Source organism: Natronorubrum texcoconense (assembly GCF_900100335.1).
Lineage (GTDB): Archaea > Halobacteriota > Halobacteria > Halobacteriales > Natrialbaceae > Natronorubrum > Natronorubrum texcoconense.
The window spans coordinates 34,282-47,856 of the sequence record NZ_FNFE01000003.1 but is presented as its reverse complement, the minus strand read 5'-3'; the positions used below and the strand labels follow the sequence as shown (position 1 = coordinate 47,856).

Annotated in this window: 14 protein-coding genes; 7 read left to right on the top strand and 7 right to left on the bottom strand. The window is 64.9% G+C overall.

All coding sequences use genetic code 11. The features are described 5' to 3' along the window. Positions 1 to 27 precede the first annotated feature (27 nt). On the bottom strand, positions 28 to 150 hold the full coding sequence (locus tag BLT08_RS23595; protein WP_281245263.1) for a hypothetical protein: 123 nt from the start codon (positions 148 to 150) through the stop codon (positions 28 to 30). Positions 151 to 184: 34 nt separating this feature from the next. Between BLT08_RS23595 and cysS the strand changes: the two genes are divergently transcribed. Both cysS and BLT08_RS10735 read left to right on the top strand, forming a co-directional pair. Next, on the top strand, positions 185 to 1,678 hold the full coding sequence (gene cysS, locus BLT08_RS10740) for a cysteine--tRNA ligase (protein WP_090307656.1): 1,494 nt from the start codon (positions 185 to 187) through the stop codon (positions 1,676 to 1,678). Between the two features lie 163 nt (positions 1,679 to 1,841). Then, positions 1,842 to 2,690 carry a DUF6517 family protein gene (locus BLT08_RS10735; RefSeq protein ID WP_342707650.1) on the top strand — a complete coding sequence of 283 codons (849 nt, stop codon included), beginning with the start codon at positions 1,842 to 1,844 and terminating at the stop codon, positions 2,688 to 2,690. Between the two features lie 93 nt (positions 2,691 to 2,783). Here the strand turns inward: BLT08_RS10735 and BLT08_RS10730 are convergent, their stop codons facing one another. The 4 genes from BLT08_RS10730 to BLT08_RS10715 all read right to left on the bottom strand — a co-directional run bounded on the left by BLT08_RS10730 (position 2,784) and on the right by BLT08_RS10715 (position 5,727). Next, entirely contained in the window at positions 2,784 to 3,851 is a 1,068-nt protein-coding gene (locus BLT08_RS10730; RefSeq protein WP_090306314.1) for a presenilin family intramembrane aspartyl protease PSH, read from the bottom strand. Between the two features lie 146 nt (positions 3,852 to 3,997). After that, positions 3,998 to 4,255, bottom strand: a complete 258-nt coding sequence (locus BLT08_RS10725) for an H/ACA ribonucleoprotein complex subunit GAR1 (protein ID WP_090306311.1) — start codon at positions 4,253 to 4,255, stop codon at positions 3,998 to 4,000. Next, complete coding sequence (srp19, locus tag BLT08_RS10720; RefSeq protein WP_090306308.1) at positions 4,255 to 4,536, bottom strand: signal recognition particle subunit SRP19; 282 nt, start codon at positions 4,534 to 4,536, stop codon at positions 4,255 to 4,257. Before srp19 ends, BLT08_RS10725 begins: the two co-directional genes overlap by 1 nt. A gap of 60 nt (positions 4,537 to 4,596) precedes the next feature. Next, positions 4,597 to 5,727 (bottom strand): PGF-CTERM-anchored ABC transporter substrate-binding protein, encoded by a 1,131-nt coding sequence (locus BLT08_RS10715; RefSeq protein ID WP_090306305.1) that lies wholly within the window; start codon positions 5,725 to 5,727, stop codon positions 4,597 to 4,599. Between the two features lie 61 nt (positions 5,728 to 5,788). On the opposite strand from BLT08_RS10715, the gene btuC reads away from it, so the two are divergent. Further along, the gene (gene btuC / locus BLT08_RS10710) at positions 5,789 to 6,919 is read left to right on the top strand and encodes a vitamin B12 ABC transporter permease BtuC (RefSeq protein ID WP_090306302.1); all 1,131 of its coding nucleotides are present in this window, start codon (positions 5,789 to 5,791) and stop codon (positions 6,917 to 6,919) included. Then, complete coding sequence (locus BLT08_RS10705; RefSeq protein ID WP_090306299.1) at positions 6,916 to 8,352, top strand: heme ABC transporter ATP-binding protein; 1,437 nt, start codon at positions 6,916 to 6,918, stop codon at positions 8,350 to 8,352. The genes btuC and BLT08_RS10705 overlap by 4 nt, the downstream gene beginning before the upstream one ends. A gap of 1 nt (position 8,353) precedes the next feature. Here the strand turns inward: BLT08_RS10705 and BLT08_RS22970 are convergent, their stop codons facing one another. After that, complete coding sequence (locus BLT08_RS22970) at positions 8,354 to 8,500, bottom strand: hypothetical protein (RefSeq protein ID WP_019991519.1); 147 nt, start codon at positions 8,498 to 8,500, stop codon at positions 8,354 to 8,356. Between the two features lie 479 nt (positions 8,501 to 8,979). On the opposite strand from BLT08_RS22970, the gene gatE reads away from it, so the two are divergent. After that, positions 8,980 to 10,848 carry a Glu-tRNA(Gln) amidotransferase subunit GatE gene (gene gatE, locus BLT08_RS10700; RefSeq protein ID WP_090306294.1) on the top strand — a complete coding sequence of 623 codons (1,869 nt, stop codon included), beginning with the start codon at positions 8,980 to 8,982 and terminating at the stop codon, positions 10,846 to 10,848. Positions 10,849 to 10,974: 126 nt separating this feature from the next. Here the strand turns inward: gatE and BLT08_RS10695 are convergent, their stop codons facing one another. Next, positions 10,975 to 11,457 carry an Lrp/AsnC family transcriptional regulator gene (locus BLT08_RS10695; RefSeq protein WP_090306291.1) on the bottom strand — a complete coding sequence of 161 codons (483 nt, stop codon included), beginning with the start codon at positions 11,455 to 11,457 and terminating at the stop codon, positions 10,975 to 10,977. Positions 11,458 to 11,637: 180 nt separating this feature from the next. Between BLT08_RS10695 and BLT08_RS10690 the strand changes: the two genes are divergently transcribed. Together BLT08_RS10690 and BLT08_RS10685 are read left to right on the top strand one after the other, a co-directional pair. Next, the gene (locus BLT08_RS10690) at positions 11,638 to 12,723 is read left to right on the top strand and encodes a DMT family transporter (protein ID WP_090306288.1); all 1,086 of its coding nucleotides are present in this window, start codon (positions 11,638 to 11,640) and stop codon (positions 12,721 to 12,723) included. A gap of 148 nt (positions 12,724 to 12,871) precedes the next feature. Beyond that, complete coding sequence (locus tag BLT08_RS10685; RefSeq protein ID WP_090306285.1) at positions 12,872 to 13,546, top strand: HTH domain-containing protein; 675 nt, start codon at positions 12,872 to 12,874, stop codon at positions 13,544 to 13,546. Positions 13,547 to 13,575 lie beyond the last annotated feature (29 nt).

The following is a 13,575-nucleotide window of genomic DNA, read 5'->3' as shown; positions in this document are numbered from 1 at the left end:
GCGAACACCGATCAGAATAATTGTCTATTACTCGATGTCCGTCCGCCGTCGTTCCGCCAGCGACGGCTGACAGGCGACCCCGATCGAGAGCCCCAACGGCGGGCGTCGTTCGGCGCCCGACGTCGCCGAGTCGCTGTCGAAGCCCATCACACGCTTTAACTTTCGGCCGCGGGAAGTGAGCGTCATGACCCTGCACGTGACGAACACGTTAACGGGCGACCGCGAGCCGTTCGAGCCACAGGATCCGGAGAACGTTCTCCTCTACTACTGTGGCCTGACGGTTTCGGATCCGCCACACCTGGGCCACGCCCGCTCGTGGGTCCACGTCGACGTCATGCACCGCTGGCTCGAGTTCCTCGGGTACGACGTGCGTCACGTCGAGAACTTCACCGACGTCAACGAGAAGATCGTCGCCCGCGTGGGCGAAGACGACCTCGGCGAAGACGAAGCGTCGGTCGCGGAGAGCTACATCGAGCACACGCTCGCAGATATGCGCTCGCTCAATTTGCTCCGCGCGGAGGTCTATCCCCGCGTCTCCGAGCACGTCCCCGAAATCGTCGACCTCGTCGAGACGTTGATCGAGAAGGGGTACGCCTACGAGTCGAACGGCTCGGTCTACTTCGACGTCACCAGTTTCGACGAGTACGGCAAACTCTCGAACCAGAAACTCGACGAGATCGAGTCCCAGGGCGACCCCGACGAGCGGACCGAGAAGCGCCACCCCGCGGACTTCGCACTTTGGAAGGCCGGAAGCGTCGACGAAAACGCCGTCCACGAACACCGGCACGAGGGTGTCGACCACTGCGATCACACCCCCGAGGGACAGACCTGGGAGTCCCCGTGGGGCGAGGGCCGCCCTGGCTGGCACATCGAGTGCTCGGCGATGAGTATGACCCACCTCGACGAGACGCTGGACCTCCACGTCGGCGGCCGGGACCTCGTCTTCCCCCACCACGAAAACGAGATCGCCCAATCGGAGGCCGCGACCGACCAGCAGTTCGCGAACTACTGGCTCCACTGCGAGCTGTTCCAGATGGACGACGAGAAGATGTCCTCGAGTCTGGGCAACTTCGTCACCGTCGACGAGGCCGTCGACCGGTGGGGGACGAACGTGTTACGGACCTTCCTCACCGCGGGATCGTACAACAGCAAACAGCTCTACTCCGACGAGACGATCGCCGAAGCCGAGGAGCGCTGGGACCGACTCGAGCGCGCCTACGACGCGGCCGTCGAGGCGGTGGATTCGACCGCTGCGCGGACGAAAGTCGACGACGAGTCGTTGCGGACGGCCGTCGACGACGCTCGCGACTCGTTCGTCGAGGCGATGAACGACGACTTCAACACGCGAGAAGCGCAGTCCGCCTTACTGTCCGTCGCGACGGCGGTCAACTCCCACCTCGAGGATCGTTCGGAGTTCGACTATCGCGGGCTTCGACGAGCCGTCGACACCCTCGAGGAACTCGGGGCCGTCCTCGGACTCTCCTTCGTCGGCGAGACGACGGGGACGGCCGACCTCGCAGGCGACGTCGTCGATCTCGTTCTCGACGTCCGCGAGCAGGAGCGGGCGGACGGGAACTACGACCGGGCCGACGAGTTGCGCGACGAGCTCGAGGCGCTCGGCATCGAGGTACAGGATACCGACGACGGGGCGAGCTATCGACTCCCGTCCGGAGAGTAGCGAGGGCCGTCTCGTCGCGGCCCTCGCGGCGCCATCGGACGGCGTCGTTCACCGTCTCGTCGAACACGGTCGTAGAGGCCCTGAAACGCCCGAAATATGGGCCTCCCGTACCGTGACGATGACCACGAGCTTTTTGTCCGAGAACAAGGTCGACCCGACTAGTATGAATCGACGACAGTTCGTTGCCGCGGCTGCGGTCGGTGTCGCGGGCGTCTCTGCGGGTTGTGTGAGCGATATTCTCAACGACGTCACGTCGTTCGAGGCGTCGCCGATCCGCGTCTCGGCGGACGCCGCAGACGACGCCGGGTACGAGTATCGAGGCACCGAAGAGCGGGTCGAAGAGCGGGAGTTCGGCGGCGAGAACGTCGAAACGACGAACTACATCAGTCAGTACGTCCGGACCATCGACGTGCCGTTCGCGGGCCTCAGTTCCGAGGTTGATGCCGGCGTCTTCGCGCTCGTCTCGACCCCACAGGTCGCCGTCGCGGGAGAGAGCTTCAACCCAGTCGGCGACATGAGCGAAGCGGAGCTCGCCGAGTACGTCCAGGAGGAGTACGACGAACTCGAGATCGACAGCAACGTCGGCGGGCGAGCGATCGAAGCGGAGGAGCTCGAGTCGACGCTCTCGCTCGAGACGTACGACGGGACGGCGACGCTACAGGGCGAAACGGGCGTCGACGTCTACGTCGACGTCGCCCAGCTCAGTTACGACGAAGATCACCTGGTGGTCATCGGTGTCTATCCCGACGACGACGACGTCCCGCTGGACGACGAGCGAGAACGCGTCGATACCATGGTCGCCGGCATCGAGCACGGCGACGACGTCGAGGTTGATATCGTCGAGAGCGATGCCGACGGCCACGATACCGAATCAGATGACGGTGGTGAAGACGATGCTGAAACAGACGATAGCGACGGAAACGATGACGAGGCCGACGATGCCGATGAAGACGATGCTGGTGCGGACGACACTGACGAGGACGATGCGGACGAGGATGGCGAGGACGAATAGCTCGAGACGACCAACGCACACAGTTCAACGCGCGTCGGTTCACTATCGGACTGATTCTGCTCCGGTTCCAGTCGATCATCGCGAAAAAACGGCTTACAGCCCGAACGCTGTGGCGAGCGAGAGCCCGCTCGCGAGCGCCCCGAGCAGGTAGCCCCCGATCGCGCCGCCGTTGAGCAGCGGGAGTCCCGCGTGTGGTCGGCCCTTGAGGACCATGTACATGAGGACGAGAAGGCCGGCGATGGTGCCGACCAGCGCGCCGAGGGCAGGAACGTTCAGCGCGATGCCGGGGACGTCGATCGTGCCGACGTCGAGGAAGTATGCGGCACTCGCGACGAGAATCGTCGGGATGACTGCGTCGCCGAGCCCGATAAAGAGCGCGTCGCGTTCCTGTTCTTCTTCGGATAGCTCGTCGGTATCGGTGTCGCTGTCCTCGAGGTTCGAGGTCGCATCGTCTGCGCTCGACTCGTTGACGGCGTCGGCGTTCGATCCGTCTGCCCGGGTCGAGCCATCGCTGCCGTCGCCGTCGTCATCCTCGAGAACGCCGTCCGTGCTGCCCGCGGCGAGATACGAGTAGGAGAGGCTCGTCGGGATGACGAGCACGACGGGGATCTTGAGGTCCATCACGCCCTCGGCCAGATCGAGCATGTGTTCGGTTCGGTAGACGCTGATGGCGTCGTAGACGGCGAGGACGGCGAGCAGCAAGATCGCCGGCAGGAGGCCGAAACTGATCCCGAAGAGCGCGGCGGCACCGGCCCCCATGACGACCCCGGTGGTGTCGATGACGTACCACTCCGGGTAGAACAGGAGGGCCGCGCCGACGACGAGCGCGGCGAGGGCCGCGAGGGCGTTGACCCCGCCGACGGTGACGGCCGGCGGCACGAGTTCGGCGAAGACGAACCAGGCGAGCATCACGCTGACGCCGACGATCAGGGCCTTGATCAGCCACTGCACGTCGTACTTGAACGTCACGAGCATGAGCGCGGTCGCACCGAGGATGATGCCGAAGTAGACCGCGCTGTTCGTCGGATCGTCGGGATCTTCGACGGCCTGATGGCCGGCCTCCTGGAAGGGCTCGACGAGCGCCAGCGCACCGAGTTGGACGCCGAGAAAGAGCGCCACGGTGAACGCGACGGCGAGGTAGACGCGTGTCCGATGGTTCATGAAGCGGCGTTTACACCCTGCTCCTATGGGTGTTTTCGTTTCCGCTCGAGGCGGACGAATCGATCCGTACGGAGCCGGAAGAGGGGCAGGACGGAACCGAGGCGGCGGAGCGGTAAGCCTCGAGCCGGAACTACAACCTGTCGGGCCTATCGAGCGTAGAGCGTCGAACCGACCAGCGACGGCAGGTGAACGCCGCTGTCCGGCGTCACCGCGATGTACGGGCGGTCGACGGGACCGAAGACGTCGACGACGCGACCGACCGTCTCGAGCGAGTCGTTCAGCACCATCGTGCCGATTTCGTTCCGAATGGCGTCGCTCGAGTCGGATGCGTCGCCGTCGGTGCCGTCCGTCCGCAACACGGCGAGACCCTGTGCGGTACGGACGACGGAGCCAACCCGGCGCATTAGTCTCGCATCGCGGCGACGTACGCCGCCACGGCCTGGACGAGGTCGTTCTTCGTCGAGTCGTCGGCCCCCCTGACGACGACCCGACCCCGGTCGGCCCAGTGCTCCCGGGAGTAGGCCTTGTCCCGCTCGATCGTGGCGTCGTACCCGATCTGCTGGACGGACTTGGCGATTTCGTCGACCGTCGGCTCTTCGACTGCGAGATCCTGGGACACGCGCCGGCCCTCGGTTCGTGAGAGGCCCGCATCGAGATAGGCGGGCCAGATGACGTTCTCGACCATACGTTCGTCTCGAACAGCCGACGAGTAAACACTTTTCAAAACGAGACGGCAGCGAGAGGGTTATCGACGGCGCAGGAGGAAGCCGGCGACGGCGAGCACTGCGGCGACCGCAACGGGGATCCCGAAGCCGGGGATCGTGTCATCGCCGTCGTCGCTCGCGTCCGCGTCGTCCGCGTCGTCGTCCTCGCCGTTTGCGTCGTCACCGACTCCGTGCGCTTCGTCGACGGCCGCGAGGTCGGACTCGATCTCGTCGTACACGTCGGGGTGGACGGTCTCGACGAGCGATTCGACCACGTAGACGATGTCCGGAGCGGGCTGACTTACTGCGTTATCGTCGACCGCGTGGATGTTATCCTCCTGGAAGGCGGTCGTCTCTTCCAGACTGTCCGCGGACGGTGGGGCGTCCTCACGGTCGGGGTAGACGACCCACTCCGGATCCTCGTCGACGACGGTCTCCGGACTCATCATCACCCAGCCCTCCTCACCGACTTCGGCGGCCAGATTGTCGAGTCCGCCCGCCGTCAGCACGTCGTGCTGGAAGGTCTCCGCACCGAAGGTCGCGCCGTCGTCGCCGCTGTCGTAGTACGCGAGCGGCGCCTCCTCGTCCTCGAGTGCGTCCGCGAAGACCTCGAGTCGGTCGTCCATCCACTCGATCGTCTCCTCGGCGCTCTCGCACTCGCCGGTCACTTCGCCGGTGGTGCGGACGTTGTCGTGGACGTCGTCGATCGAATTCGCCGTGTCAAGCACGACGACCGTAATGTCGGCGTCCTCGAGCGTTTCGAGGAGGTCCTCTTGGCTGAGTGCGATATTTGCGGCCAGCACGACGTCGGGGTCGAGCGCGACGATCTCTTCGGCGTTCGGTGTCACGCCGTCGTCTTCGCTGATATCGGTTCGGTCGCCGGCGTCGAGCGAGTCGGTGTACTGGCCGACCGGCATGCCGACGACCTTGTCTTCGGCGCCGATGGAGTAGGCGAGCTGTGCGTCACCCGGATAGAGCGTCACGATCGACTCGGGTTCGTCGTCGATGGTGACCTCCTCGCCGGACGCGTCGGTGATCGTGAGGGGGTACTCACACTGTGTCTCCGAATCCTGTACCGCGGCTCCCGTCGTCGCGCCGGTCGCACCCGCGATAGGGGCGACGACAGAAATCGCGAGTACAACGGCCACGAGAACGGTCAGTTGTTGTCGCATCGTCCGTACGTCACCCGCTACTTCAACAAATATTTGCCTACTCCAATCGAGATTGTGATGTATGGAGCGATCGGTCCGAACCGCCGCGTGGTCGGTGGGGCTCTCGGCCCTGCTCGTCGCCGTCGTCGTGGGGAGCGCCGCCCTCGGCTCGGTCAGGATCGATCCGCTAACGGTCGCGATGGCCACGCTGAACGCCGTCGTGATTCCCTCGAGTGTCGTACTGAGCGAAACCACCGTTCCGTGGGTCGGCATCACCGTCCCCGTCCCCGGGTTCGCGTACACCTCGGTTTTCGCGTTCGACGTGCCGGGGGGCCACCAGTACATCGTCGAGAACATCCGTCTGCCCCGAATCGCGCTCGCAGCGACGGTCGGCTTCTCTCTCGCGGCCGCGGGGACGGTCATGCAGGGGTTCTTTCGGAACCCGCTCGCGGATCCGTCGATCATCGGCGTCTCCTCGGGCGCGGCAGCAGGCGCCGTCGCGGCGATTGCGTTTCCGGCCCTGATTCCGTTCGGCGGCCTCCACCTCTCGGCGTTCGTCGGCGCGCTCGGGACCGCGTTTCTCGTCTACGCGATCGCGACGGAGGGCGGGCGAACGCCCGTCGCCACGTTGCTGCTGGCCGGCGTCGCCATCCAGGCGTTCCTCGGCGCGATGATCTCCTACATGCTCGTCCACAGCGGTGACGACCTCCGACAGGCCGTCATCTGGATGATGGGGCACCTCGCCAACAGCACCTGGAGCGACGTCCGGTTCGCGCTGCCGGTGACCCTCGTCGGCGTGGCCGTCCTGCTCACCTACACGCGCGAAATGAACGTCCTGTTGCTGGGCGAGGAGGACGCCCACCACCTCGGAGTCGACGTCGAGCGGACCAAACTCCTCCTGCTCGCGCTCGCGAGCATCGTCACCGCCGCGGGCGTCGCCGTCGCAGGCGTCATCGGCTTCGTCGGTCTCGTCGTTCCCCATATCATGCGACTGCTCGTCGGCCCCGACCACCGAATCCTTCTGCCGACCAGCGCGCTTGCGGGCGCCTCGTTTCTCGTCGCGACCGATACGATTGCCCGCCTCGGAACGCTCTCGTTTCCCTTCGGTCTCGAGGTCTCGACGCCCATCGTTCCGGTCGGCATCATCACGGCCGCACTCGGCGCGCCCTTTTTCCTGTTCCTGCTCACTCGCCGGGAGGTGCATTCGGTATGAGCCGATTCCGGGCCGGAGCCGACGGTGACGATGTCACGAGCGAGTACAACCCGGCGCCCGAGCGAGCGGCGATCACCGTCGAAGACGTCTCGCTGTCCTTCGGCGATCTCTCGGTGCTCGAGGACGTCTCGCTGACGATCGAGTCCGGCGAGTTCGTCGGCTTCGTCGGACCGAACGGCGCGGGGAAGACGACGCTGCTCCGGGCGATCAGCGGCGCGCTCGAGCCGGATTCGGGAACGGTGACGATCGGCGACACCGACGTTCATCGGGCGTCCGCGAAGGCCTCGAGTCGGCTGGTCTCGGTCGTCCCACAGGATACGACGCTATCGTTTTCGTTCCCCATTCGGGACGTCGTCGAGATGGGGCGACATCCCCACCGCTCGCGCTTTTCGTCCCCGACGCTCGAGGACCGAGAGGCCGTCGAGCAGGCCCTCGAGCGGACGCGAACAGTCGATCTCGCGGACCGACCGATCGACGAAGTGAGTGGCGGCCAGCGCCAGCGCGTGGTGCTCGCGCGCGCGATCGCCCAGGAGACGCCGGCCATGCTGCTCGACGAACCGACCGGGAGTCTCGACGTGAACCACCAGATCGAGACGCTCCAGTTGGTTCGGGAGTTAGTCGAGGAGGGACGGGCCGTCTGTGCGGCGATCCACGACCTCGATCTGGCGGCGCGGTACTGTGACCGGCTCGTGATGCTCGCCGACGGCCAACTCTTCCGGAGTGGCACGCCGGCTAACGTCCTCACCGGAGCGTCGCTATCGGACGTCTTCGACGCGACGGCGACGGTTACGACGAACCCGATCACGGGAACGGAGACCGTGACGGCGCTCCCGAAAGTCGACGGATCCGACAGCCGAGATTCGGGCGACGGGAGCGCCGTCCGGGTTCACGTCCTCGGAACTGGATCGCTCGCCTCGAGTGTACTCGCTCGCCTCGAGACGGCGACCGCGGAACTCGATCTTTCCGTCGGTCCCGTTACGGCCGGCGATACGGCGGCCGAAACGGCTCGATCGCTCGATCTCGAGCGACTCGAGATACCGCCGTTCGAGTCGCTCTCGCCGACCGACCTGACAGCGTTCGAGGACCGCATTCGGGAGAGCGATCTGACGGTGGTCATCGAGAGCGTGGTCAAATCCGGCGGTGTCGGGTCGCGGCAACTCGTCGAGACGGTCGACTCGGTCGCCGACTCGGTCGTGTTCGTGACGGAAGCGGACGGCGATCAGTCTGAAGAGGACAGCGACGTACTGCCGAACTACGACCGCAGCCGGATGATCGAGGCGACGCCGGAGACGATTCTCGAGTCGGTTGACGACGCGCTCGAGAACGGATCGCAATCGGCGTACTCGCGATCCGATTCCGGCTCTTCGGAGACCGGGTCGTCGTCGGACGGCGACTCGAGTACGGGTGTTTCGGCCGAGTCCTCGGGCGACTGAGTCAGTAGCCGAGGAGCCGAAGAATGATTCCGAGGATGATCCCCGAGATACCGACGAGGATGCCGACGCCGGGAATAATGGGGATCGGGATGAGACCGATGCCGAGGATAATCGCGAGAACGATGACGATCGTCGAAATCCGGACCATAGGAGAACGTGCCGGTAACCGCGTGTAGCCGTTGTGCTTGCTTGTGCACCAGTGACAGAAACGGACGGGCAACGGTAGAAACGGGCGACGGGCGGCGGTCGGTGCGAACGCGGTCGATTGTGACGCGATCCGTCGTCACACTGGATAGGTGGCGCACCTGATTACCGGAGGTGTTTTATGGCGAGAGGAGAGAAACCCGGTAGGCGGCACGGTCAGGCAGCCACCTTTCGACTACGCGTGGTTTCCACGTGTACTCACGTTGACTGACCTACCCCGTCTCTCTAATACCTTCGAGCGATTGCTGTCCGCTCGGGAACCGCCGAGCTAACGATGACAGCCGCCGGTCTGAACAGCCGAATCAACGATAACGGATGCGACAGCAATGTGACTGAGACAGTTCCAGCGTGGCGGAGCGAACGCATCGCCGGTCCGACCGCAACTGGACGGTTTTTTACCCCTCCGCCTCCGAGTGCCCGCCAATGAGCGAGTACGATTACGACGAGCTCGGACTCGTCGCCGGGCTGGAGATCCACCAGCAACTCGACACGGCGACGAAGCTGTTCTGCCAGTGTCCGACCGAGCTTCGCGAACCCGAGGAGTCGACGCGGACGTTCACGCGCTATCTACACCCCACGCGCAGCGAACTCGGCGAGATCGACCAGGCCGCACTCGAGGAGAGCAAGGTTGATCGGGAGTTCGAGTACCTCGCGTACGACTCGACCTGTCTGGTCGAGGAGGACGACGAGCCGCCACACGAGTTGGACGAGGAGGCGCTCGAGACGGTCCTCGAGATCGCCCAGCTGATGGATATGAAGCCGGTCGATCAGGCCAACGTCATGCGAAAGCTCGTCGTCGACGGCTCGAACACGTCGGGCTTCCAGCGCTCGACGCTGATCGCGACCGAAGGCGAGATCGAGACCGACGACGGCGCGGTGGGGATCGAGGACCTCCTGCTCGAGGAGGAAAGCGCCCAGCGCGTCGCAGAGACCGACGACGGGGTTCGATACAGTCTGGATCGGCTCGGCATTCCGCTGGTCGAGATCGGCACGAAGCCGGATATCTCGAGCCCCGAGCAGGCGCTCGAAGCCGCCGAACGGATCGGGATGCTCCTTCGCTCGACGGGGAAGGTCAAGCGCGGACTCGGAACGATCCGCCAGGACGTCAACGTCTCCATCGCGGACGGCGCTCGCGTCGAGATCAAGGGCGTCCAGAGCCTCGACGACATCGACGACATCGTGCGCAACGAGGTCGCTCGGCAGGCCAAACTCGTCGAGATTCGCGAGGAACTCGCGGAGCGCGAGGCGTCGATCGGCGAGACGCAGGACGTGACCGAGGTCTTCGAGGGGACGGACAGCGGCGTCATCGGCGGGGCGCTCGGTTCCGGCGGCTCCGTGATGGCCGTCCCGCTGTACGGCTTCGACGGCATCGTCGGTCGCGAGGTCGCGCCGGACCGCCGGCTCGGTACCGAGTTCTCTGACTACGCGAAACGCCACGGCGCGGGCGGGATCTTCCACACGGACGAGCTTCCGGCCTACGGGGTCACCGAAGACGAGGTTGCGGACCTGCGAGAAGCGGTTGGGGCTGGATCCGAGGACGCCGTCGCGATCGTCGCCGCCGACACCGACGTCGCCGAGGGCTCGATCGAGGCCGTCGCCGAGCGCGCCGGCGTCGCACTCGAGGGCGTCCCCGAAGAGACTCGCGGAGCGAACGACGACGGGACGACGCGCTACCTGCGGCCGCTGCCCGGTGCGGCGCGGATGTACCCCGAGACGGACGTGCCGCCCGTCGAACCCGATCCGAGCGAGGTGCCGGAGCCGGAGCTGCTGACGGAGAAGGTCGAGCGGTATCAAGACGAGTACGACCTCAGCGCCGGGCTGGCGGAGCAGGTCGCCTACGGCCGACGGATGCCCCTGTTCGAAGAACTCGTTGCAGAGGGCATCGACCCGACGCTTGCGGCATCGACGCTCGAGTCGACGCTGACCGAACTCCGCCGTGATGATGTGGCTGTCGAGGTGCTCACTGAGACGCATCTCCGAGACGTTCTGGGGATGGTCGACGATGGCGACCTGCCAAACGAGGGTGTCGGGGACCTCCTCACGGCGTTGGCCGAAGATCCCGATCGAACCGCAGCGGAGGCGGCCGACGCGGAAGACCTCGGCGGGGCCGACGACGAAGCGGTCCGCGAAGCGATCGCCGAAGTCGTCGAGCGAAACGAAGCACAGGTCGAGGAGGAGGGGATGCAGGCGTTCTCCGGGCTGATGGGCGAGTGTATGGGCGCGCTGCGCGGGAAGGCGGACGGCGATCTCGTGAGCGAGTTACTGCGTGAGGAGATCCAGAAGCGATCCTGACTCGACTCGTTTCGATCGGACTCTTCAGCTCGTTCGGTTCGGCTCTCTCCCCTCTCAATTTTCGTTCGCGGGTTCCCGTATTCAGCCCGGTTCCGACTGTCTTCGTCTCGAGATCGCCCCCGTCAACTAGCCGTCGGCCAGTTCTTCGAGCAGCGTCTCGAGGCTGTAGCTCTGGAGCGCGTCGCGCTCTTCGACCGCCGAGATGACGAACGTCGAGTCGGTCCGGTCGACGCCCTCGAGTTGCTCGAACTCGGCGATCAGGCGCTCGACCATCTCGCTGCTGCTCAGTCGCGCGATGACGATGAAGTCGGTCTTCCCCATCGTGAAGTAGACGTTCGTGACGCCCTCGACGGTCAGTAGGCGGTCGGAAAACGTCTCGTAGGAGCCCTGGTAATCCGCGTGGACTTCGACGAGGACGGTCACGCCGAGCCCGAGTTCCTCGAGATCGACCTCGTAGCGATCGTTCGTGATGATCCCTTCCTCCCGCAGGTTGCTCAGTCGGTAGTGAATCGTCGAGACGGGAATGCCGGTCGCTTCGTGAAGCCGTTCCGGACTTCCGGTCTCGAGTTCGGAGATCGCCTTGAGGAGTCGCACGTCGCGTTCGTCCATGCACGACCGGTCGGCCGCGCCTGGAATATATCCTTCGTCTGATGTACTTGAAGCCATCTACAAGATTACTGTTCAGTATAGTGGCCAATTCGGATTAGATCCATATGTGTGGTTTTGCGTTCGTCCGTTCGTCATCTTTTGTAGAAGAGTCTAAATAGGACTATCCGTTTCGAACTGAAAATGACTGCACTCGTGCCTCTTCGATCTGAGTACCGTGAACTGGTTCTCTTTTCGATGCTTGCACTCTGCTGGGGAAGCTCGTTCGTCGCGATCGAGATCGGTCTCGAGTACGTGCCGCCGCTCCTGTTCGCCGGACTCCGATACGCGCTGGCCGGCGCGATCGTTCTCGGATACGCGGCCGTCGTGACCGACCGAATTCGACCGTCTGGGCTGTCGGAATGGCTCGTGATCGGCGTCGCTGGCGTCTTCGTCTTCGCGCTCTATCACGGCCTGTTGTACCTCGGAGAGCTGTACGTCTCCGGCGCGGTCGCGGCGACGATCGTCAGCACGGCGCCGATCCTGACCGTCGCGTTCGCCGGCGTGTTGCTCCCGAGCGAACGGCTCAACCTCCTCGGCGTCGTCGGCTTCGTCCTCGGTCTGGTCGGCGTCGTGCTCGTCGTCCAGCCCTCTTCGGCGGCGCTCGGCGGCAATATGGTGTTCGGCGCGATGCTGGTCTTCGCCTCCGCCGTCGCGTTCGCGCTCGGCAGCGTGCTCGTCCGTCCGATCGAATCGAACCTGCCGCTCGAGACGCTTCAGGCCTGGTCGATGCTGCTCGGCTCCGGCGTGTTGCTCGGCTGGGCGTTCCTGCGGGGCGAGTCGATGGCTGCGATCCAGCTGACCACGACGGCGCTGGCGTCGTATCTCTACTTGACGCTCGTCTCCGGCGTCTTCGCGTTCCTGCTCTACTTCGAACTGCTCGACCGCAGCGGGGCGATTCAGGTGAACCTCGTCGGCTACGCCGAGCCGGCGGTCGCGATCGGCGTGAGTTGGATCGTCCTCGGCTCGGTGGTCGACTCGCTCACCGTCGTCGGGCTGTTGACGATCCTCGCCGGCTTCGTCGTCATCAAGCGAGCGGCGTTCCGCGCGCTGCTCCGGTCGCGACTCGAGGGACGAGGTGCGCCGACGCTATCGTTGGACCGCCGGTCCACCGCGAGAACGGACGGCGGAACCGACCGCACCGAGGTGAGAACTGATGGCGGGACCGATTGTGTCGATGCGAGAACGAGCGACGGCAACGAGGGCTCCCGTCGAAACGGAACGGAGTAACAACGTCGAATCGGAACCGAGTAGCGATGGACCTCGATTCTCGCCGGTTCGACGCCGACCGACTGCTGCTCCCCGTCGCCGTCGCGTGCCACGATATGACTTGCCAAAAACATTTATATCGGAGACCGTGGCCCGAATACATGATTCAATGACAGCACCCACAACCACGACGTCGACCGACGTGACGGCCGTCTGCCACGTGCGCGCACCGCTGTTGCTTGAGCCGGTCGACAGACAGATCGAAACCCTCCAGGCCTGTGACTCCGAGGGGACGATCGACGATCTGTTGCTCCGTAGCTGGCCGAAAGAGATCGCACTGACGGACACCAGCCCCTATCAAGAGGCCCTCGAGAGCTTCGAGCGATTCGAGACGTGGGCTGCCGATCGGGGTGTGAGCATTCGACCGCCGTTCCAGGAGCGCACCACGACGTCACAGGTGACCGGTGAGACGACTGATCTCCTCGTAACGCCGCTGCTCTGTCTCGAACTCTACGCGGACGACGAACTGGTCGGCGTCTTCCCCCACACCGACGAGGAAACCGAGGAGACGCTCACGACGGACGAGGTGATCGCCTCGCTTCGGACGGGCGAACTTCCGACGCCGCTGGGTGGTACTCAGGAGCACGATTCGTCGTGGACCGCGACGACTACCGACGCGAGCGATTGCCCCGACTGCGGCGAATCGCTGATCGACGGCCAGGGACTGTTCGCGTGTCCCGACTGCGACTGGACCGGTACCGTCTCCGAGACGGGTCAGTTCGTCTCGCGGGCTGCAGATTCTCGATCGGTCGAGCGCGAGGTCGCGCCACTGAACACGGAGTAATCGTCTCAGCCGCGTTAGCCTTCTCAGGA